This window comes from Streptomyces sp. NPDC005648 (genome assembly GCF_040605395.1).
Lineage (GTDB): Bacteria > Actinomycetota > Actinomycetes > Streptomycetales > Streptomycetaceae > Streptomyces.
This window is the reverse complement of record NZ_JBEXCS010000046.1, coordinates 36,385-55,904: the sequence shown is the minus strand read 5'-3', so window position 1 is coordinate 55,904 and position 19,520 is coordinate 36,385. Positions and strand designations below refer to the sequence as shown.

General features: G+C 65.0%; 24 protein-coding genes. 2 read left to right on the top strand and 22 right to left on the bottom strand.

The features are described 5' to 3' along the window. Positions 1–25: 25 nt before the first annotated feature. The 14 genes from ABZT17_RS25235 to ABZT17_RS25170 form a co-directional block, all read right to left on the bottom strand. Positions 26–565 (bottom strand): hypothetical protein, encoded by a 540-nt coding sequence (locus ABZT17_RS25235; protein WP_356351853.1) that lies wholly within the window; start codon positions 563–565, stop codon positions 26–28. A 343-nt stretch (positions 566–908) separates the two neighbouring features. Further along, positions 909–1,682, bottom strand: a complete 774-nt coding sequence (locus ABZT17_RS25230; RefSeq protein WP_356351852.1) for a hypothetical protein — start codon at positions 1,680–1,682, stop codon at positions 909–911. A gap of 72 nt (positions 1,683–1,754) precedes the next feature. After that, positions 1,755–2,357, bottom strand: a complete 603-nt coding sequence (locus ABZT17_RS25225; RefSeq protein WP_356351851.1) for an endonuclease domain-containing protein — start codon at positions 2,355–2,357, stop codon at positions 1,755–1,757. Further along, on the bottom strand, positions 2,354–3,091 hold the full coding sequence (locus ABZT17_RS25220) for a DUF2637 domain-containing protein (RefSeq protein WP_356351850.1): 738 nt from the start codon (positions 3,089–3,091) through the stop codon (positions 2,354–2,356). Before ABZT17_RS25220 ends, ABZT17_RS25225 begins: the two co-directional genes overlap by 4 nt. Next, the gene (locus ABZT17_RS25215) at positions 3,088–3,465 is read right to left on the bottom strand and encodes an HNH endonuclease (RefSeq protein WP_356351849.1); all 378 of its coding nucleotides are present in this window, start codon (positions 3,463–3,465) and stop codon (positions 3,088–3,090) included. Before ABZT17_RS25215 ends, ABZT17_RS25220 begins: the two co-directional genes overlap by 4 nt. After that, complete coding sequence (locus ABZT17_RS25210; RefSeq protein ID WP_356351848.1) at positions 3,452–3,577, bottom strand: hypothetical protein; 126 nt, start codon at positions 3,575–3,577, stop codon at positions 3,452–3,454. The genes ABZT17_RS25215 and ABZT17_RS25210 overlap by 14 nt, the downstream gene beginning before the upstream one ends. Positions 3,578–3,599: 22 nt before the next feature. Further along, positions 3,600–3,806 carry a helix-turn-helix transcriptional regulator gene (locus tag ABZT17_RS25205; protein ID WP_356351847.1) on the bottom strand — a complete coding sequence of 69 codons (207 nt, stop codon included), beginning with the start codon at positions 3,804–3,806 and terminating at the stop codon, positions 3,600–3,602. 147 nt (positions 3,807–3,953) lie between these two features. Continuing rightward, positions 3,954–6,218, bottom strand: coding sequence for a hypothetical protein (locus tag ABZT17_RS25200; RefSeq protein ID WP_356351846.1), 2,265 nt, complete (start codon positions 6,216–6,218; stop codon positions 3,954–3,956). Further along, a complete protein-coding gene (locus ABZT17_RS25195) occupies positions 6,215–6,649 on the bottom strand; it encodes a hypothetical protein (protein WP_356351845.1) in 435 nt (144 codons plus the stop codon). The genes ABZT17_RS25200 and ABZT17_RS25195 overlap by 4 nt, the downstream gene beginning before the upstream one ends. Positions 6,650–6,689: 40 nt before the next feature. Then, positions 6,690–8,498 (bottom strand): glycosyl hydrolase family 28-related protein, encoded by a 1,809-nt coding sequence (locus ABZT17_RS25190; RefSeq protein ID WP_356351844.1) that lies wholly within the window; start codon positions 8,496–8,498, stop codon positions 6,690–6,692. A 40-nt stretch (positions 8,499–8,538) separates the two neighbouring features. After that, positions 8,539–9,378, bottom strand: coding sequence for a hypothetical protein (locus ABZT17_RS25185; RefSeq protein WP_356351843.1), 840 nt, complete (start codon positions 9,376–9,378; stop codon positions 8,539–8,541). Next, positions 9,375–9,692, bottom strand: coding sequence for a hypothetical protein (locus ABZT17_RS25180; RefSeq protein ID WP_356351842.1), 318 nt, complete (start codon positions 9,690–9,692; stop codon positions 9,375–9,377). Before ABZT17_RS25180 ends, ABZT17_RS25185 begins: the two co-directional genes overlap by 4 nt. A 315-nt stretch (positions 9,693–10,007) precedes the next feature. After that, complete coding sequence (locus tag ABZT17_RS25175) at positions 10,008–10,211, bottom strand: helix-turn-helix transcriptional regulator (protein WP_356351841.1); 204 nt, start codon at positions 10,209–10,211, stop codon at positions 10,008–10,010. 142 nt (positions 10,212–10,353) lie between these two features. Beyond that, complete coding sequence (locus ABZT17_RS25170) at positions 10,354–10,725, bottom strand: DUF4429 domain-containing protein (RefSeq protein ID WP_356351840.1); 372 nt, start codon at positions 10,723–10,725, stop codon at positions 10,354–10,356. Between the two features lie 269 nt (positions 10,726–10,994). On the opposite strand from ABZT17_RS25170, the gene ABZT17_RS25165 reads away from it, so the two are divergent. Further along, the gene (locus tag ABZT17_RS25165) at positions 10,995–11,870 is read left to right on the top strand and encodes a hypothetical protein (protein ID WP_356351839.1); all 876 of its coding nucleotides are present in this window, start codon (positions 10,995–10,997) and stop codon (positions 11,868–11,870) included. A gap of 25 nt (positions 11,871–11,895) precedes the next feature. Here the strand turns inward: ABZT17_RS25165 and ABZT17_RS25160 are convergent, their stop codons facing one another. The 5 genes from ABZT17_RS25160 to ABZT17_RS25140 all read right to left on the bottom strand — a co-directional run bounded on the left by ABZT17_RS25160 (position 11,896) and on the right by ABZT17_RS25140 (position 16,028). Then, positions 11,896–12,354 (bottom strand): hypothetical protein, encoded by a 459-nt coding sequence (locus tag ABZT17_RS25160; RefSeq protein WP_356351838.1) that lies wholly within the window; start codon positions 12,352–12,354, stop codon positions 11,896–11,898. After that, entirely contained in the window at positions 12,351–12,665 is a 315-nt protein-coding gene (locus ABZT17_RS25155; RefSeq protein WP_356351837.1) for a helix-turn-helix transcriptional regulator, read from the bottom strand. The genes ABZT17_RS25160 and ABZT17_RS25155 overlap by 4 nt, the downstream gene beginning before the upstream one ends. 470 nt (positions 12,666–13,135) lie before the next feature. Further along, the gene (locus ABZT17_RS25150; protein WP_356351836.1) at positions 13,136–15,559 is read right to left on the bottom strand and encodes a phage/plasmid primase, P4 family; all 2,424 of its coding nucleotides are present in this window, start codon (positions 15,557–15,559) and stop codon (positions 13,136–13,138) included. 110 nt (positions 15,560–15,669) lie between these two features. Then, positions 15,670–15,819 (bottom strand): hypothetical protein, encoded by a 150-nt coding sequence (locus ABZT17_RS25145; protein WP_356351835.1) that lies wholly within the window; start codon positions 15,817–15,819, stop codon positions 15,670–15,672. Then, positions 15,816–16,028: a helix-turn-helix transcriptional regulator gene (locus ABZT17_RS25140; protein ID WP_356351834.1), complete on the bottom strand. Its 213-nt coding sequence runs from the start codon at positions 16,026–16,028 to the stop codon at positions 15,816–15,818. Before ABZT17_RS25140 ends, ABZT17_RS25145 begins: the two co-directional genes overlap by 4 nt. Before the next feature lie 703 nt (positions 16,029–16,731). On the opposite strand from ABZT17_RS25140, the gene ABZT17_RS25135 reads away from it, so the two are divergent. Beyond that, on the top strand, positions 16,732–16,929 hold the full coding sequence (locus tag ABZT17_RS25135; protein WP_356351833.1) for a hypothetical protein: 198 nt from the start codon (positions 16,732–16,734) through the stop codon (positions 16,927–16,929). Between the two features lie 42 nt (positions 16,930–16,971). Here the strand turns inward: ABZT17_RS25135 and ABZT17_RS25130 are convergent, their stop codons facing one another. From ABZT17_RS25130 to ABZT17_RS25120, 3 genes are all read right to left on the bottom strand, one after another. Then, positions 16,972–17,727, bottom strand: coding sequence for a hypothetical protein (locus tag ABZT17_RS25130; protein ID WP_356351832.1), 756 nt, complete (start codon positions 17,725–17,727; stop codon positions 16,972–16,974). An 84-nt stretch (positions 17,728–17,811) separates the two neighbouring features. Then, entirely contained in the window at positions 17,812–18,663 is an 852-nt protein-coding gene (locus ABZT17_RS25125; protein ID WP_356351831.1) for a helix-turn-helix transcriptional regulator, read from the bottom strand. A gap of 16 nt (positions 18,664–18,679) precedes the next feature. Continuing rightward, entirely contained in the window at positions 18,680–19,435 is a 756-nt protein-coding gene (locus ABZT17_RS25120; protein ID WP_356351830.1) for a DUF6879 family protein, read from the bottom strand. Between the last annotated feature and the right edge of the window lie 85 nt (positions 19,436–19,520).

Here is a 19,520-nt window from a genome sequence, read left to right as displayed (position 1 = left end):
TGTGTCGGTCAGCAGAACCCGAAATTCAGGCGAGCTGGAATTTCGTCGTGGTCTTCTCGTTGCCCTTCGCATCGCGGTAGATGAACTGGCCGTCGACGACCTGCCCGAGGTAGGACCAGCGGCCGACCTTGCCCTTCACGACCTTCGGCTTAGCGGCTCGGCGGGCCTCCCGAGCAGCCCTGCGGGTCTGCGTCTCCTGGCGAGCAGCGGCCTTCCTGTCCTGGCGCTCGGCCTTCACAGCGGCACGGGTCTCGGCACGCTGGATTCCGGCGACGATCAGGTGGCCGAAGGTGTAGCGGGCGGCGTGGGTCGCAGCGTCTGCGACCGAGACCACAGCCCCATCGTCACGACGCACCTCATGGCCAGCCGCACCCGCCTTGATCAGGAACGACTTCAGCTTGGCGTCGTGCCCCTGGGCGAACAGCTTCCTGGCCGTAGCGCCGCAACCCGTGGTGAGTTCCTCGTCGTACTCCAGGTCACCGGCACCGTCCTCGCGGAGATTTACCAGCACGCTGTATCGGCTGCACTCGCAGTGGTTTGCCTCAGCGGTGTTGTTCTCGCCCATTTCCGACCTCCGGATTTTCCCTTTTTGCGTTCTAGGAAAATTAAATCATCCGGATTGCATTCGACACAATTATTCGAATGGGGTCGAGTTTGAGCTGACTTCACCTTTACCGCACACGCTCCAGCCACTGCCGGGCGGCTTTGACCAAATACCCTTGATTATTACAACGATCTATTTAGCCTTGTGTACCCTACACCCGGTGCAGAATACAAGGGGCCGACAAATACAAGAAAGCAAACCGGAAGTGGCGCCGGTTCAGTCCCGGGTGAGAAGTTCCGTCGGCCCGGAAATGACTTGCGTTTCCGGAAAAAGAGATCGCGCGCACGTGAGAGATGCTTGCGTTCTAGGAAAGTCGTTGGTGCGGGCACACCGAACGCCCAGGACCGAACCGCACGTAGGCGCAGTTGAAGCACAGCACCCGGTAGCAGGCGGGCCAGCCCTCCTGTCTGAGCCACCGGTGCAGGTTGGCGCCGGACCTGGCCAGGTGACCGTGGGCGCACGCGCGGCTGAAGCACAGGAACGTCGGCTCGGTCTCGCCGCAGCAACCGCACTCGCCGCCGTACCCGGCCAGCGCTTCCGCCTTGAGCTTGCACGTGTTCCGCTGCTTCGCACCGGTCGGCTCCTTGACCGGTCCTCGGTGGGGACACGAGCCCTCGTGCAGGCGTCGGCTCTCGTTGCAGGACGTGCACAACGTCTCGAAGCCTGGCGGGTATCCCTGCTCCCGCAGCCACCGGAACAGGGGCTGGCCGCCGCTGGGCCCTTGTGGTTCTCGCCCGAGGCGAGAGACCACGCGACCAACCGTCAGGAACTCGGCGGTGGTCTCACCGCAGCACGCACACGCCCCGCACGTGTACGCCTGAACAGCCCCCGCCCTCAGGTCGGTCCGGTACTGCCTGCCATACGCCTCGACCCAGTTCGCATTGACCGCGCGCCACCAGGCGTTGTTCGCAGCTGCCCTCTCGGGGTTGGCCGCCAGGTGGGCCCTGGACCGTGCGATGACCTTTTCGCGGTTCTCGGCGTACGACCTGGCGCTTCGCTCCCTCGCGCACTCCTTGCAGTCGCCCCTGGTGGTGACGTTCTCGGGCGTCTTGAGGTGGCCGCGCTTGCACGACTTCACGACGGGGCTTCCTCCACGAGGACGGCCCCAGCCGACGACCCCGGCTTGAGGTCATCGGCTGGGGCGAGGGGGTCAGGTTGTCGAGCCGGCCAGCAGCCGACGTTCACGACGGACCGCCGCCTTGACTGAGCCCGGCTTGGCTGCCGGAAGTTGCTCGATGATCCGAGCGACTGCCTCTCGGTTACTGGCGCCGGACGCCATGAGCCCCCTGGCCAGTCCCGCGAGAGTGGGCGCGCTCTCGTCCCTCTGAGGACCCCTCTCGCCTCGGGCTGGCGGTGCGTCGGTGCTCTCACTCTCGGATGAGACGCTCTCGCTCTCCTGCAACAACGAGAGGGCGAGAGCCCCCGCCTGACGCGGGGTGAGAGCCAGTCGTGCCGCGATGACGAGAGCCACCGCGCCGATGCGCAGCGCGTGAGCGTCCGGGGAATCCAGGCTCTCGGTCCGCCTGCACTCCGGGCAGTTGGCGAGATAGAACGCCTCTCTGGGAGCGGGCACCACGGCGCCGCTGTCCAGCCTGCCGAGACGGTTGTTACACCCGCCGCACACCAGTCCCCGAGACAGGCCGTGCGTGTGGCAGTGGTCGACGACCAGGGCGGTGCTCCGGCAGGAGCACAGGGCGCACGTGTCATCTCGCCCTGTGGCCGCACCCCTGACGTAGCGGTAGGGGATGCTCACGATGCCTTCTCCTTCTGTCGGCGTAGCGCGGAGCGAGTGCTGCGGATGCTGCCGGGGGTGGCTGTCACGCCGACCTGGGAGAGAGCCGCAGCGAGAGTGCTGGCGGTCTGGCCGGGGATGATCACGTCGGCTCTCGCCACGGCCTCTCGCAGGGAGAGACTCGCCCACTCGGGTGGCTCGCTCGCCAGCAGGACAGACACGGTGGTCTCCGTGCTGGCGGTTGGGACGAGAGGCGTTACAGGCGCCACCTTCGCGGGCTTCCTGGGTCTCTCGGCCGGAGGCGCGGGCTCTTCGCTCTGAGGGGCGAGAGCGGATGGCGCCTCCTCGTCCGCCTGTCCGGACAGGTAGCTGTGTACCTGACGAGCGAGCGCACCGAAGGCGAGCAACGCGGCGACCGGCGGCACAGCGGCGACCACGTAATCCAGCGCCTGAGCGTCAGCCCCGACCCCGGCGACGTTGAGGGCGATCGAGCCGCCCGAGCCAACGCCCACGAGCCCCACCGCCCACCAGTCGACCTGGTGGACGAGCGACGCCCGCAGCATGAGCAGCTCGCCAGCGATCACGAACGCGTCCAGGCAGCCTGGCCACATCCACTGGCGGACCGGCGAGCCCCCCAGGCCGTGCTCGCCTGCGACCCAGGCCAGGTGCTCGTACGACAGCGTGAACGCACCCACCGTGATGGCGAGCGTCACCACCCCGGCGGCACCCAGGATGAGCTGTTCTGCTCTGTTCATGCGGCCAGGGCCTCCAGCCGCTTGCGCTGGTTCTCTCGGCTGCGGGCCGCCCGGTTCGTGTAGCAACCGTTCGCCACGCACCTGCGGACGTTCTCCGCCGGGGTCTCCCACTTGAGGTTCACCGGGCGGTTGTCGTCCGGGTCGCAGTTCAGGTGCGAAGCCACGAGGCCGTCGGGCCGTGGCCCGCGGAAGGCCCGCAGTACAGCCTCGTGCACCTTCATGAGCCGCGCATGGCCCTCGTCGGTCGTCACCCGTACGGTGGCGTAGCGCGCGCCGAACGGGCGCAGGACGCTCGGCCCCAGCCGGACGCGGCCAAGGCTGCTGGCTTCCTCCAGGAACCCCGGAATCTGCTTCCATTCCTCAGTCGCGCTCATTCTCCGGGGCCTCCTCTCGCGCCAGTTTGGCTTCAATGTCGTTCAGCCGGTCCCGCACCTCGACAAGGTCGGAAAGCGGCAGGGCAGGGGTTTCTTCGGTGGTGGTGGTCATGGTGGCGGTCCTTTTCGGCTCGTCAGTCGGCGTCGTGAAGGAGGTCGTCCACAAGCAGCCCGAGGGCTCCAGCCAGAGCCGCCGCCTTGGTGAGTGACGGGCTGACGTGTCCGTTTTCGAACTGACTGATCTTGGCTTGCGGGACTCCCGACCTGGTGGCGAGCGCGAACTGAGTGAGACCAGCCTCCGCGCGGGCCTTCTTCAGATTTTCCGGGCTGAATATCTTCACCGGCACACTTCCTGTCTAATTCCGTCTTCGGAATTCTCAGAAAAACATGCCGATAAAATTGTGCGCAATTAGCGCCTCAATGCGGGGAGCCAGACTCAAATACAGACCAGCCGCAACCCCGGAATTAAGGCTGCGGCTGGTCTTTGGTCAGTTGAGCTGGGTGATGCCGACCGGAGCCCCCGGCGCGAAGCCGTAGTCAACCCGCGCGACGCTCGCGAGCGTGCCGCCGTCCATGTCGGTCAGGGTGATGTTCGAGAGGTAGAGCAGGGCCGTCGCCCCGGGCGTACTGCCCTCAGTCGGGGCTAGGGCGGCGTAGGCAGCTCCCGAGGGCGCCTGAAAGTTGTTGATCTGCTGCGTCCACGTGGCCGCTGTGAGCGACACGGTGTTGCCGGAGGTCGAGATGAGAGTCTGGTTGGCGTCGAACCAGCTGACGCTGAGGGAGACGTCCGACCAGCCTGTTGCCGAGTAGAGCCAGCCCTGCGCCTGGTACCAGCTGCCGGGGGTGACGCGGATCAGCTCGGACTGGGCGTAGACGATGGCCGACGTGCCATTCGGGGTGATCAGACCGGACTCCGTGAAGCCGCCGTGGGTCTGCGCGCTGGACTGCGTCAGGGTGCAGTTCGTAGCGGTCCACGGTGAAGTGCCGCTGACGAACGTGGAGTTGGAGTTCTGCGCTTCGTTGGGGAAGGCGATGCCCTGCACATAGCCGAGAAGCTCGCCCCGGTAGTCCCACAGGAAGGTGGAGACCGCTGCCGCAAGGTTGTCGCTGCCAGGGTCTTCCCAGGTGTGCAGCGGCTGCTGGCCTCCGACGGTCTGGTCGTGGACCGACATCAGGAGCGACCTGGAGGAGTCGGCGGACCAAGCGCCGGACGAGCCCACGGCACGAGACTGGAAGTTGGTGGCGAGGCCGCCGACGCCAGCGCCGAACTCAAGGAAATCGACAGTCGGCACCTGGGTCGGGTGCTGATGCAGCACCACGTGGTAGATCGCCCCGTTGGTGAGACCGGTAGCCGGGACCGGCACCGAGACCAGTGAGACCGGCACCATGGCGTAGACGTAGCAGCGGCTGTTCAGGATGTCGGTTACGGCGATGGCCCCGTTGCCCAGCTCGTCGAAGCTGAAGCCAGCGGCGAAGTAGGTGTTGGCGATGTTGGGATCGTTCGTGACCCGCCAGGCGCTCGCAGGCCCGAACTCAGCGGAGACCGGAAGAACCTGGATGGTGGACGTCTGGTCGGAGCTGGCGTCGGTGCCGCTGACCACAACCACGAAGTCGCCGACCACGAGGGCCTGAGAGTTGCTGGCGTAGACCGGCACAGGCAGGGTCGGACCCACGTACCAGGGACCGAGCGAACCGTCACCGGCGATCTTGGCGAAGTAGGTCGTACCGCTGACTGTGACGGAGGCATTGATGCCACCGGTCACGATGAGCCAGCCGTTGACCGCTGCGGCGAACATGTTGCCGCGTGCGACCGGTAGCGGTGTTGCCGAGGACCAAGTGTTGACGGAGCCGTTCGAGACCTTCGTGAAGTAGACGCTGCTGAGGGCCGTGGCCGACGAGGAGTCGGTGAACCCGCCGATGACGTACATCGTGCCGTCGTAGGAAGCGGTCGCAGGCTGGACCACGGTGCCCGGCAACGACGTCTGGTTGCTCCAGGTGCCGACGGTACCGGTGTTCGGGTCCCAGCTCGCGCAGTAGACGGCGTTCAGCGCCGTGCCGCTGCTGAGCTTCGTGGACCCTCCGGCCGAGACGATGGTGTCGGAGGTGGCCAGCGCTCCCCCGGTGACGACACCCTGCGGAAGCGGTGGGCCAGCCTTCGGGAGGCCAAGGGCCGAGCCGTCGAACTGGCAGATGGCCACGTTACTGACGGCCGTGTCCACGCTGTTGGCATCACCACCGAGCAGGACGGTGAAGCTGCCCGAGGTCACCGTCGAGGGGGCGGTCGCATTGGCTGTCGGCGAGCCTGCCGGGACCAGCCACCCTGAAGCGGTGGAGCCGGTGAACTGCAGACTGGCGAACTGGGGTGAGGCCAGTTGGCCACCGACTCCGAGGTTCTGGAGCCACGCAGCGGGTACGACAGTTCTTGCCAGCGGGCTGGACAGGTCTGGGGCACCCGCAGCGTCGGGACACAGGCTGACCGTAAGGTCTGAGCCGGCACCCTGAACCTGGACCGGAACGGTGACCCTGCCAACCGTCGTACCGGACAGAACGAAAGGCTGGTCGTAGTCGCTGAGGCTGGCGCTGTCGGTCCAGCTGAACGTTGTGCCGTTCGGGGTCAGCACCTGTGCACCCGGATAGACGCAGATCATCTCCGGCGTGCCCAGGAACTGGTTCATCTGGGCGGCGTGGTTGGTGGTGTCGAGATCGCCGGGGAAGCCGTTGCGCGCGGCCTGCCGCGAGGGGTTGAAGGTCACTGGGGCCCCAGTTCCAGGAGCGCCTCAAGTTCGTCCACAGCTGTGGGCAACTCGTCTGCCTGCATGGCGAGTTGGATGCGCTGGCGCAGGGCCTGGGCCTGGATGAGGTCGGTCCGGCGGTTGGCCAGCTTCGCCTTGAGCGTGTCGATGACCTGCCGACCAGCCTGGAGGGTTGCCTTGACCGCTCGGGCCTCGGTGGCTGCCTGGTAGGCGGCAACCTGGCGGTCGAGGTCACCGCGGAAGGTGACGGAGTCAGGTCCGCTGCCGATGATGGCGCGTATGTTCGCGGTCGCTGCGTTGTACTGGCCAGCGGTCGTGGCCAGGTGGCGTTCAGCCTCGGTCAGCTGCTTCTCGAACTCCCGGACGTCGTGCTCGGCGCCCAGGACCCAGCTGTCGGCCTGGGCCAGGTGGTCAGCAAGGGTGGTGGTCATCAGGGTCTCCTGAAGTTTGGCCGGCACTGACTGATACGCGTCAGGCGATGCGTTCCACATGGCCGCCGAGCAGGCTGATCGTGTTCGAGCTGCTGGCCGTGCCCCAGGTGACGCCGACCGTGAGGGCCTTGGTGGCGTTCGACGCGACGGTCGTGGAGGCGCTGGGTGTGTTGACGTAGGTCGAGGTGGCGTCCGTCGTGGTGGACGTGGCCAGTTCGAGCCGCAGAGCCCCGAAAGCGCTGGTCGTCGAACGGAACGTGACCTCGGCGTCGTACCAGAACGGCGCGCTGGTCAGCGTGGCCGTGGTGATGGCGGGGATCGTGGCCAGGGCCACTCCAGCAGTGCCGCCCCAGTACAGGACGAACTGAAGCGTGGGAGTGCCGGTTGTGGAGTAGACGCCGTATCCGGTCAGTCGGTAGACCGTACCCGCGGCAACATCGTTCGCCGGGAAAGTGAAGCTGGTAAGCGCAGTCGGGCTCGTGGTGTTGGCCACCGTGATCGTGGACGTCTGAGCCTGGACCACGCCGCCCAGCACCTGAGCGAGACCCTGGCTGTTGGCCTGCGCCAGCTGGCCGCCGGTGCTGTAGAACGCGAGGCCCCCGCTGATCGTGGTGCTCGGCGCGGTGCTGGCGTTCACCAGGCCGACGACCCCGACTCCACCACCGAATGCCTTCGTGTTACCGATCTGGACATTGGCGGCAGCGGCATGCTGCTCCAAGATCAGCGCGTTGATCCCGTTCAGCACATCCTTGATGTGCAAGTCATTCGTGGAGTCGTTCACCATCTGAACGCCCCACTCGTCCACGGCATTCGTGCTGAGAATGACGCTTCCGAAGTTGCTCGTCGTGCCCCGGCTGACGCGGATCGAGGTAGTTCCGGGACCAAAAGTCTGAACGCCGTTGGTAGCGAAGAGGCTCGTCGTTCCAGTCGCATAGTTGGTAGCTGTAACCGTGGACGGGTTCATCACGGTTACGGTGCACCCACTGTCTACCTGCACGGACGCCGTGGCACCGCCCACGGGGCTGGACTCCCGGCACGTCTGCACGAGACCGAGCGTCGTGCCCGAGGTGAACCAGTAGGCGATAGACGGGTTCGCCCGGGAGTAGCAGTCGTAGAGAGCTATCTGTGTGCCACCGTGAGCAACGTAACTGTACCCGTTGTACGTTGCGTTGTTGGTGAGCGAGCTTTCACAACCACAACCGACGAGAGCGACATTTCCGCCTCCCTGGACCCAGTAGCCAGTTCCGTTGGAGTCGGCGGCGCACCCGGTCAGCGCGCAGTACGTCATGGTGTCGAAGTAGTAGCCCGCATCTGTAACACCAGCCGCGTAGCAGGCGTTCATGTCGACCGAAGTTCCACCGAGGAAGTGGAAGCCATGCTGGCCGTGATTCTGCGAGCGGACGTTACTGAACACCGTGGCAATAGGTGTATTGACATAAATGCCGTCCACACCGAACTGTTGCACCATGACATTGTTGAACTGGCACTGCGCCACGGCAGAACCAGTCGTGTCCAGGTAAATGCCGGTGCCTGTCCCCACCCCCGAGCCAGGCCCGGTGAGTTGAAGATCAGCGAAACTCATCCGACGGGCGGTCAGGGCATACACACCGTGGGCGGTGGTTGACGTCTGATGCAGGATCGAGGACTGGGCTCCCTGCCCACGGAGGGAAATGTCTGACGTGATGGTCAGTGCAGACGTCAGGTTGTACGTACCTGAGGGGAAGAAGATGGTGCCGCCGCCGGAGGGCAATGAATTGATCGCTGCCTGGATGGCAGTGGTGTCATCGTTGACGCCATCGCCGACCGCGCCGTAGTCCTGCGGCGTTTTGAATCCGACGAGAAATGGCATGGCTGATCTGGTCCCTGTGGCTGGTGGTGGAGGTGACTGCTCAGCGGCCCGGGGCGGGAAGCACGGGCACGAAGGTGGCGCCAGGGTTGGCCGGACGCAGCGGGTGACCGGGCTTGGGCAGGAACATCGAGCTGGCCTTCGCCTCGACTTCACGGTCACGCTGAGCGAGAGCCGCACGGGCGAACTCACGGTCGAGGCCCAGGTTCAGAGCCGCGTTCCGGACGAAGAGGGCCACGAGGTCACGGTCAGAGTCGGTCAGCTGGTCGCCCATCAGCAGGCGGCGGACGCCGTCGAGGGCGAGCGTCCAGGCTGAAGCGGGTGCGGCAGGCGGGTTGTCGACCAGCTGGCCAGCGAGCCGGAGGCGTTCTTCGGCCTTCTCGGCGGCCTGCCTCGCGGCCGACAGCTGCTGTTCGACGGAGCGGAGATGGGCGGTGGCACCCTCAGCGGCAGCCTGGGCGCGGGCTGCCACGTCGGAGGCGGCACGGGCCCGGACGAGAAGGTCGGTCTGGGTGGCCGGGTCGGCGTGGTCGCGGGCTGCTCGGCGTTCGGCGTCAGCGGCCAGGCGGGAGTTGTCAGCGGCTGCCCGGGAACGGTCGTCGGCTGAACGCTCGGCCTGGACCGCCGCAGCTACGGCCGCGACAAGGCGGGTGATCTCGGCGTTGGCGTCAGCGAGGGGTGGCTCAAGCTCAGCGGCACCTGCCCTGAGCGTGGCGGCGAACTCAAGACGGTCGGCCTGGTCGAGGAGCTTGGACGCCTCACCCTGGAGGCGGATGGCCTCGGCACGGAACTTGAGGGCTTCCATGTCGTCCGACTGCAAGAGTGCGACGAGCTGGGCGCGGAGGGCCTCGGGAAGGTGGTCGAGAGGGGCGACGGCGGTCATGGGCGGGCTCCGGTCGGGGCGGTGTGGAACGTTGGCCGGCTGGGGTCGACGCTGAAGTGGCCGGGTCCCGCGCCGTGGCGCAGGTCGAGGTGCTGGACGTCGGCGGAACCCGGGTTGGCGCGCACCGAGCTGGCCAGGCCACCGGCCTGAGGGTCCGGCTGGGCGGTGTGCAGGGCGGTCAGGGCCACCGGCCGCTGAGCCACGGGGGCGCCGTGTGTGGTGAGCGAGTGGGTGATGGGACCTTCTCCGACCACCGGTCGGGGGCCGCTCGACTTGTGGGCTTCGCGGGCCTGCTGGGTGACGAGTCCGAACACGGTCAGCCCCGCGCCTTCTTGAGGAAGGGGCCGTAGGTCGCCTTGAAGGCCAGCTCACGTTCGACAGGGTCAGCCGCGTACTGGTCGAAGACCGTGAAGGGCTCGGGGGCACGGGACTTCATGGTCGCGGCGGGGAGCGCGGCACCACAGTCGGTGCAGTAGTTGTGTCCGGGCTTTCCACGACCACAACCCAGAGGGCAGGTCAGGAGGGCTCGGCGGGCTGCCTTCTGGATGGCGGCAGCCCGGTTCTTGAAAGACTTCGACTTGGTCACACAACCTCGAATCGAGTGGGTATGTCTGTTGCATGCTCATTGCTCAAATGTCGGCGGTGTCACCGAACAGAGCGGCGATCGGGACATCGAATGCCCCGGCGAGGCGCTGAAGGTTGGCGATTCTGGGTTGCCGAAGACCTCGCTCCCACCGGTAGACGGCCAATTCGGCGACGTCGATGGCTCGGGCTAGCTGGCGCTGCGTCATTCGGCGTTCTGTCCGCAGCCGCTTTATTTCTTGACCGATCACATCGGAATCCTCCTAGGAGGTATCCAAACAGGCAGACGGGACTTGCCATAATTCCCCACGGACTGGCGCTCGTCAGGGCGCAGCTCAACGCAAATAGGCCCGCCCCTCGAAAGGGACGGGCCTTGGTTTGGTGAGGAGTGGCTCAGACCTGCGGCGGCGCCTGGTAACGGCTGGCGATGGCTGCGAGGAGGACGTCACGCAGCCGTTCGACGTCGACCTGCTGCTTGGGCGTGAAAACGCAGTAGTTGGGCGACTTGACGGCGTCCCTGTTGCCCCGGACCGGGTGGTTGTTGGTGTCGCCGACGATGACCACCCCCAGCCACCCGTTGGTCAGGTAGGGGCGCGGTGCCTTGAAATGGACCTCGCTGATCTGCGCGACGTTGATGCGGCGCTGGCCGGGAAATCCGGTGAATGCTGAGTGTTCGATCGTCAGCCACTGGCCGTCGAATGTGAACGTAGACTTTGCCGGTCCTCGCCCAGCTCTTACTTGAATTGGTTGCGGCGGTGTGCTCATGTCCTTCCCTCCCGAACGGACGCAATCTCCATTGCGCCGGAGGCAAGAAAAGCATGTCTGCATAAGCCGCTGCAATCGTTGGCCCCACGCTCACCAACCGGCCACAGCGCCACACTAGAACCACGCGCCACACTGGACACCCAGTAGGGCGGTGGGTTCGAAGGTGGGTCAGCCTTCCGATCTTGACCTCAACTGTCCCGACTCTCATCCGCGCGCAACATCTTGGTCAAGCAGATGTGATCAAGTGACAACGCCGCTAAGGTCACGCCATGGAATCTTTGCATGAACTGGTTAGCCGCCTCTCACAGTCGGCCTACCGAATCCATGAAGTCCTGTCAAGTAAACAGGTCAAACTTTCCCCAGCGGTCGCGGAGGACCTTCGAGCGTCACTCGGCGAGATTGAGCTTCGCCTTAACAAGTATCGTGCGCAACTGGAAGAGCGATATTTCCACGTGGATTTTTCCCCCTACCAGGTCGAAAGGGCAGTAGACCCGTATCACGCCGAACGCGTAGTACCACTGAGGGGCGGCGGATTCCTTGCATTCGCCGAGACGGTGAGTGGACTGCAACTACCCCAGTCCGGTGGCGACGAAACTGGTACCGCCAGCGAGGTAATTCCGGTTTCGGTGTACATCGGATCCGATGACGAGACCGAGATCTCGGCGGTCCTGGAAGGCGTCCAGGAACTGGTTCAAGCCATGGGCTATAAAGAGGTCGGAAAGCCCGAAGTTCGACGAGGTTCCATCTTCAGAAGGTCCCGTGCGGTCGCCCAGACGGGGATAGATGAAGTGAAGAGCCGACTCATAAAAATAGAGCGGGGGCTTGAACTGGCCCAGCTCGAACTTCGTCAAGCCGAGGTGAACAACAAAGAGAGCCAAGCCGTCTCAAACTTGCTCACTGCGCTCGAAGGGACTGAGCGGGTCTGCATCCAGGTGGGGTCCGTTTTCCTGGTCAAGTACGTGGTCGATGGGCGCCAGATCGTGCTGGTCCGCAACCTGACGCAGCTCGAAATGCACGCCTTGACCAGGTACCCCGAGATTCAGACCCGTCCCGAGGAAGCATTGCAGGCGCTCGCTACTGCCATTGCCTCGATGCCGTCGCCAGACGGAGACGACGACTCGGCGCTACCGCAAGGCACTGACTGAGCACCTGACACTGACGGCCGGTGGCTCACGCCTCCTCGGGCTCTTCCGGGACCTGCGGGTACGTGGTGGGCCACCGGGGGCCGTACGCCTTCCTGCGGGGCTTCCGTGGGGTCTTCGTGGGCTTCTCCGGGGGCCTGGGCAGGGGCTGGGGCTCGGGGGCCGCCTGCTTCCGCCGGATGGACGGGTGGGTCTTCCCTGCGGCCAGCCGCCGGGCCTCCCACACCCTCGCACGCTTGGACTCCTTGAACACCTCGGCCATGCGGGTGCTGGTGGGTTCGATCCAGTAGCCCCTGTCGTGCCAGTTGGGGCGCGCGTAGCAGTGCGCCTCGTAGTAGCTCAGGACGTTCGGAGGCCCGACCAGCCTGTGGTGGTGCCAGGCGAGGCAGTGCTTGCACCACACGGCCACCTCCATCGCGTTCAGCGTGGTGAAGCCGTACAGCAGGGGCACGCCCCCGATCGACCTCTCGTCGTTCACTGCGCTCACGTCTCCTCAAGGTGAGTTGGGTCAGGTGCCGGCGCACGGTCACCGGGTCGGGGTGGGCGCCTGGTCGCGCAGTGTCGTGACGCCCTCCTTGGTCGGGGGACGTCGGGCGTCTCGTGAATCAGCCGGGCGTAAGGCACGTCCAGGGCTCTGGCCAGCTTCCCGATTGCTTCGAGGGGCGGTTTCCGCTGGCCGGTCTCCCACAACCAGATGGTGTTGCTGGACTTGTCCACACGGCGGGCAAGCTGTGTGGGCGTGAGGGCGCTGGCCAGCCTCAGCCGTTGGGCCGTCTCGTGGTCGAATTGCAAGGTCACTGGCGTCCCGTTCGTTTCTTCTGCCGGAAGTGCGCCCCCAGAAGAACACTCGGCTTGGGCTTGCCGTAATTGGTGTTTTCGAGCAGAGGCTTAGGGAGCTGTCACACCTGTCATACCTGGCTGTCACACCTATGTCATACCTGGTCTTACTTGCGCTCCGCGATAGCCTGGCCGGTCAGGAAAACGTGCGTCATACCTGTCATACCTGTCATACTTCTTGTAGGCGTCTTGCACACGGGAGAGCCCGGAAGTCCTCATGCAGTAATTCGTGCAGTGTTAGTACGCGCAGCGGAAAGCACAATGTGCAAGAAGTATGACAGGTATGACAGGTGTGACGACGCGGTTTACTCTCTATGGCTCTGACAGGCCACGCTTTTCCGACTCGCAAGCTGTCACACCTATGACAGCCAGGTATGACTGGGCCCCCTCCAGGTCATTGGAGGGGGCCCAGGTTGTTCATCTCTGCGGAATTACTCCGACTTAGCGCCCTTGAACCCGAGACCGTCGTAGCAGTTGATACGTCGCCCCTTTATGGTGAGACGCCTTTTCTTGATCTTGCCTCGGTTGGTCGCCATGATCTGGCTGCCCATGGTGTCGATGCTGCCAGCCCTGTAGCCCCGGTTGGTGCACCACGCCTTGTACTCGGCGAACAGGTCCTCAATGACCACGTGCTTGCCGGGCCCGAGTTCGCACCGGTCACGGATGAACGACTTGATCTGGGCGGTCACCGTGTCCAGCTCGTCCCGGGTGTCCTCAGACGACCCAGGCTCGACGAATCGGCCTCGAACATTGAGGCGCTCCAGTCCGTCGAGCGACCAGCGCAGGATGGCCGGGATCTCCTTGAGGAGACGGCCGGAGAGACCAAGGTCCTCGCGGTTCAGAAACGACTCGGTGAACGACAGGACGATGAACCGGCTGGCCAGGGCCCCCGACGGGTCCGAGAGCTGGGGGACCTCGTTGGACAGCAGCATCAGCCGGGTGGCCAGGCGCCCGTTGTAGGGGCTGCGGTACTTACGATTGATCGTCATGGCGTCTTCGCCGACGATGTTCAAGATCTTCTCCACGACCATCTCCCGGTCACGGGAGGGGGCTCGGCCGTCACCGATTATGGTCAGCGACTTGCCGACGATCTCCTGAAGCCCGAACTCACTGGTGAAGGACGACATCCCAACGCCCAGGACGTTGCGCTGGCCCAGGAGAGCCGACAGAACGGTGGCGATGGTTCCCTTGCCGGACCGGGGCGGTCCGATCAGCATCAGGGCCTTCTGGAGGTCGGTCTGACCTGACAGGACGTACCCGAACCACTCTTGCAGAGCTTCCACAGCCTGCTGGTCCTGAGGCCACACGCTGGCCAGGAACCTCAGCCACTCGACCGGCGGGGTGTCCGTCTCGGCGTAGTCGTACGGCAGCGAGGTGGTGTTGAAGTAGGAGGCGCTCGCCGGGTACAGCTTGCGGGTCTCGATGTCCAGAAGACCGTTCTGGAACGCGACCATACGGCAGGCCTCCCTGCCGTCGAGCCACGAGTTGGTCTCGGTGTCGGCGCTGAGAAGGGTGATGTTCTTCAGGGCACTGACAACGTCGTTGATTTTTGCTGAATTAGGATCCCAGTCGAGGACCTGGTCATCATCATCCCTTTCCCCCCGCTTCACGAACTTGGCGTCTTCGAGGCGGTCCTGAAGCTTCTTCTTGACGGTCTGGGTCTCGACCTCACGCCAGTCGGATCCTCCCCATTCCATCCACTGGCCACGCCACGCGCGGAGGGTGGTGTCAGAGCCGACAGACCACAAGTCCCCGGCGCACACCCTGGCCACTTTGACGGGCTTTCCGGGTTCGGGTACGAACCCTTCAGTGGGGATCGCGGGCTGGCGGGAGGTCTGAACCTGCTGCACTGATACCGCCTTCTTCTTGTTCGCGTTGGCCGCCAGCACGTTCTGGTAGCCCTCCCACTCCGGAATCCGCGCCTCGTAAGCCGAATTCACGGTCTTCATGAACTGTTCCGGGTCATGCTTGAAATAGGGGTTCTCGCTCTTGGCGTCTTCTCCCGTTACCCACTCGACCACCTCGTCGAGGGTTATGGGAGTACGAGCCTTACCCCAGGCCACATCGTTGACCCACGGGTTGTCCGACCGGCAGGGGTCGTCGGCGGGAAGTTCCAGGCGGTGATTTAGCCACTCGCCGGGCTGGGCCTTGGGGGAATACAGGCCGGGCCGGTATTCACTTCCCGCCACCTTGAAATTCCGGTTCTTGATCGAGATGTCGTCCTGCCACGTCTGCGGGAGAAACGGGAAATCCGTCACAGAAGGCGGGGCGCACTCGGCCACCAAGAGGTCGTACCAGGCGTACTGGAACAGCTCTCCGGTGCCGTCCTTGAACTCCGGTACAACCGAGGGCCAGGCCACTGCGTAGCGGTGGTGGTGCTGAATGATGTCGATGTCCCCGCCGGACTTCCCACGACCAATCCAGTCCTCAGGGACGCGGTAGAACCTGATGCCGCTCGGGTTGGCCGGGTCGCGGCGAGTTGACCTGAAGGTGTCCGGGAGCGAGCCGTTTCGCGCGATCAGTTCGGCCAAGTGCTCGGCCCCACGCTTGGCGCCGTAGTGGTCGACGTCGATTCCAACGACACCCCGGGGCATCCGGAGGCCTATGTTGGCGTTGGGGCCGAAACTGCTGGAGTCGTGCGGGTTGATGCTCAGCCAGCGCTTGAATTCCTTATCTCCGGCCACCTGGTCGTATTTCCCAGTGAACCTGAAAGGCGGGTCACACTTCTTCTCCCGAGGCAGCGCCAGCACCGGCCAGCCGAGCGACTGATATTGATGGTGGGCGTACGCGAACGGATGCGTAACTGGTTCTAGAAATGCGCCAGATTGCTGGCCAGCCAAGGCCTGTGCTTTCATGGAAATGAGCCTCCAAGCTCGTGTTTTCATGTTGCTGGTAGCTCAGCGGGTTGTTCCCCGCGTCGTGGTAGGTGGTTTGGTTTCGAACCCCCGGGGTGGTGCCCGGGGGTTCACCCATTTCCGGGCTCGGGCTGCTTGGGCGCACGGGAGCCGAAGAGCAGAATGAGGAGCCGCCGGTGTTCGGCGTCACGGCCCTCGGCTATTTCCCAGCTGGCGTCTACGGGCTCGGGGGCTTCGAGCTGGGGGGCGTCGACGCTCACTCCGAGACCTCGAACAGGTCGTCGACCGAGCAGCCAAGGACGGTGGCCGTGAGCATGGCGGCCTGGGTGTTGGGGGCGCGCACGCCGTACTCCCAGCGCCGGACGGTCGAGACGTGGCAGCGGACGGCGCTGGCCAAGTCATCGCGACTCAGGCCGCGTTCGGAGCGGATTCGACGCAACGCGTCCTTGGAGAACTTCAGGGCAGGCACCGGGACTCCACAGTCTGGAGAGCTGCCCCAGGTGGGGGCTGAACGGTGGCCTTGGCCCTGGCTGCTACCTGATTCGCCCGACTCGACAGCCACGCCGCCGGGCACGAATCCAGTGGAACATCGGCTGCCGACTTGCCACAAGCCCTGCTCAGAGCATGCGTGCACCGCAAGCTAACGGAGTGTGACAAACCGCTGGTGAGGCCCCTCGGCGCCCTCCGCGGCTGTCACGGGGAGTGTCACGCAGACCCACGAGAGGTGAATGCCGGCCGGAGCGGAGGAGCTGACCCACCAGTGTGCGGACGCCCACGGGCAGCGGTGGTGTCGTCCCGGTCCTCCGTAGGATCTCCGGCGGCCTCTCGTGCCCCGTCGGGGGTCCGCCCGCACCCGCCAGCACGAGGCCCCCAGAAGCCCACCAACGGGGCCTGGGTCCAGTATAGTTAGGGACATCCCCTCGTTTCTGTGGGGAACTTTAACCATTCGGCGTTAGCGGAGCCTGGACCCGACGTTCCAGGTTATGGGCAATTATGCCCAGAGTCTGCTTAGCGCACGACTGCAGGAGCACACGGCTACGCAGCGGTCCTGGCCAGGTCGAACCCCATGAGCCCCAAACGTCGGTGGGCCTCAGCAAGACCACACGTATGTCACGTGGTGGTCGGGCTGAGGTCTGACACCCGGTCCGATCACCGGAAAGGTAACTCGGGCCGTGAATCTCTCTCTCGGTGTCAGGGTATTGATCGTCTTCGCCTGCGCCTCTTTCTCCGTCAACATCGGCATGGCAGCCGCCTGGCTGAGCCACACCCCCGGCTCACCCGCTGGTGAGGCTGTCCTGTACGGCGGGGGCTCTTTCGGGGGCACTCTCGCCCTGTGCCTGGCGGTGCTGAAGGCTCTCAAGGTGCTGTGAACGTGCGGAAGCCCCGGGGCGGCAAACTCCGGGGCTTCGCGGTCAGTTGGTGGGCTCGCCGGGCTCGATCCCCCTGGGCTGGTCGCCCGGAAGCAGACGGTTGAGCATCGTGTCGGGGTCAGGTTGGATTTTTAGCGCCTTCAAGGCCGCTGTCGAGTTCAGGCGGTCCCTGAGGTCCTTGTCGTCGACCCGGTCGATGAGCGTCGTGGCCACTTCGATCTGACGATCCACGTCGATCATGTCTTCGTTGCGCTTGGCCGCATCGTTCAAGTCGTCCATGGCACGCTTCGCATATCGGTGCAGCGCACCACCGCCCAGGCTGGCGACCAGCCCTGAGGCACCCGTCACGTAACCCTGGGGGCTGCCTGTGCGGACCAGCGCCAGGACGACGCCGACGAGCATCGCTACAAGACCAGCCGCCACGGCAACGACGCTGAAGGAAAGCATCCACTGGGCGTGCTTCAGCTTGAGCTTCAGAACGTCGAAGTGAAACTCTTGCCGTCGCTCGGCGAGGCTCGGCTTCTGGTCGGCAGGCTCCGGAGTAACAGCGACGCCAGGTCCGTGCGAGATGAAGACGTTGTTGACCTCGCCCGCCGCCTGGACCACCTGCTGGTCCGTGTGAGCGGCGCCGCCAATGTCAATGAGTCTCTTGAGCGTCTCCTGCCCAACTTGCTCCAACGCGTACGAAGTGCCCGACGTTTTAAGCCACTTCGACAACAGAAGAGCACGCGCAAAAGCGTCTTTCTCGGCCGGTCTAACCTCGGGGTGGTCGTCCCCGTCGTCTGTAGTAGTCACCATGACCGACCCCCGATCGCACCATCTGACACGCCGCCAACTTCATTCAGAGTAGCGCTGGGTGACGACAACGGCCCAAGCTCGACCTCAACGGGGGTTGAGGGCACGCCTGGCCGAGTTGATGACGTTGTGGGCGTCGGAGCCGTAGACGGCGGACTCGCGCAGGGTGTCGAAGACGCGGAGGTAGGTGTCAACGCTGTCCGAGTCGTCGACCCACAGCTCGGCGTGCCAGTTCTCCACGATCACCTGACGGTCGTCGTAGATCCAGAAAGCGGTGGCCGGAGGGATCTTCAGAGACGCTGAGAGGGGGATGATACCCAGCTCGACCGTGTCCAGGCCGATGGCTCCCGAGAGGCGGTCCAGCTGGGCGCCCAGGACGGAGGGCGGGCAGATGAGGGCGCGCAGGGCGGCCTCCCACAGGATGAGGTGGAACTGCTTGGAGGAGTCGTACAGGGCTTCCTGCCGCTTGATGCGGGAGCGGACGGCCTCCTCAGTGTCGCGCGGTGACCGCTGAAGTTCGGCGTACCGGGTGAAGATCGACCGGGCGTAGTCCGGCGTCTGGAGGATGCCGAAGATGATGGAGGACTCCCAGCCCCGGAACACCGAGGCGTCCGAGTGGGCGGTCAGGTGGGTGTCCTGCACGGGCTTGTGCCCGGAGGCCAGCTGTCTGCGCCACGAGCGGATGTGGGACTCGAACCCTCGCAGCCTGGCCAGCAGTTCATCGAAGGCGTCGGGCTGGCCGGTGGCGTCGGCCCAGTTGCGCAGGTCGTCGGGGGTGGGGGTTTGCCTGCCGTTCTCCAGCCTGCTGACCTTGGATTTGTTCCACCCGTACCGCTGGGCGAGCTGCTGACCCGTGAGCCGGCCACCTGGAGCCGAGAGGCGAAGTTCGCGGAGCCGCACGCCGAGCGCCTCGCGCGCCTGCTGGTAGTCCGTGCTCACCGGTCAGCAACCTGCCTTACTCCTTCGCGGTCAGCTGCGCCGCGACCTGTTCGTACGGGACGGCGTGGTGCATCGCCGCGTCTCGCGCCTGGGCGTACCGCAGCACCTCGGCGGGCTCGGTGATCAGCTCGACGCTGACCAGGTTGTCGGCCTCGTCGAAGTTCAGGAGTGCGACCAGGCGGGAGTCGAACAGCCAGAAGTCCTCATCGGGCAGGCCGAGCGGTTCGGCGTCCGCCCGCCACAGGTTCAGGATGTGCTCGCCCACGCCGCTGTTGCGCCTGGCGTTGTCGAGCAGATAGAGCTGGCCTGGAGTCGGCGGGTTGTCGATGATGCGGACGCGCTCGAACCGCTTGCCCAGCGCGGTCTGTTCGCGACGTTCTGCGCACCACTCGGCGTCGACTCCGTCCCAGTCGACGGCCTCACCCCGGGCGAACTGGGCGTAGGTGTCGGTGGCTTCGTCGGACGCGTACCGCCGTCGCGTCTCCAGCCGCCAGGCCACGTGCTTGAACTGGGTGAACAGCCGGTCGAACTCGTCCAGTCCGATGATGTCCGGCACGCGGGTGACCTCCTTCGGGCCGAAGTCGACAAGCAGTTCGCGCGGGACGACGATCGGTACTTCGCCCTCGTTCAGGTGCCGCAGCTGGCCGATGTCCGCAGGGTCGGTGAGCGCCGGGCCGTGCACCACGATCTCACCCGAGTCGAGGTCCTCGTGTACGGCAGGGCATCCGTTGACGCCACTGCCCGTGCCGTTGAAGCGCAGTCGACGCGCCATGATCAGTTCCTTTCGTCAGAGGACTGATCTCCAAAGCTTGAACGAGGTCCGTGCACTCCGTGTGCCGTCCCGCCGGTCTAATTCT

Excerpts from the sequence above, each read along its gene's own strand:
- ABZT17_RS25150 (WP_356351836.1), bottom strand. The coding sequence starts at position 15,559 with ATGAAAGCACAGGCCTTGGCTGGCCAGCAATCTGGCGCATTTCTAGAA.
- ABZT17_RS25120 (WP_356351830.1), bottom strand. The coding sequence starts at position 19,435 with ATGGCGCGTCGACTGCGCTTCAACGGCACGGGCAGTGGCGTCAACGGA.
- ABZT17_RS25210 (WP_356351848.1), bottom strand. The coding sequence starts at position 3,577 with ATGACCACCACCACCGAAGAAACCCCTGCCCTGCCGCTTTCCGACCTT.
- ABZT17_RS25235 (WP_356351853.1), bottom strand. The coding sequence starts at position 565 with ATGGGCGAGAACAACACCGCTGAGGCAAACCACTGCGAGTGCAGCCGA.
- ABZT17_RS25165 (WP_356351839.1), top strand. The coding sequence starts at position 10,995 with ATGGAATCTTTGCATGAACTGGTTAGCCGCCTCTCACAGTCGGCCTAC.
- ABZT17_RS25170 (WP_356351840.1), bottom strand. The coding sequence starts at position 10,725 with ATGAGCACACCGCCGCAACCAATTCAAGTAAGAGCTGGGCGAGGACCG.
- ABZT17_RS25215 (WP_356351849.1), bottom strand. The coding sequence starts at position 3,465 with ATGAGCGCGACTGAGGAATGGAAGCAGATTCCGGGGTTCCTGGAGGAA.
- ABZT17_RS25190 (WP_356351844.1), bottom strand. The coding sequence starts at position 8,498 with ATGCCATTTCTCGTCGGATTCAAAACGCCGCAGGACTACGGCGCGGTC.
- ABZT17_RS25195 (WP_356351845.1), bottom strand. The coding sequence starts at position 6,649 with ATGACCACCACCCTTGCTGACCACCTGGCCCAGGCCGACAGCTGGGTC.
- ABZT17_RS25185 (WP_356351843.1), bottom strand. The coding sequence starts at position 9,378 with ATGACCGCCGTCGCCCCTCTCGACCACCTTCCCGAGGCCCTCCGCGCC.
- ABZT17_RS25220 (WP_356351850.1), bottom strand. The coding sequence starts at position 3,091 with ATGAACAGAGCAGAACAGCTCATCCTGGGTGCCGCCGGGGTGGTGACG.
- ABZT17_RS25130 (WP_356351832.1), bottom strand. The coding sequence starts at position 17,727 with ATGGTGACTACTACAGACGACGGGGACGACCACCCCGAGGTTAGACCG.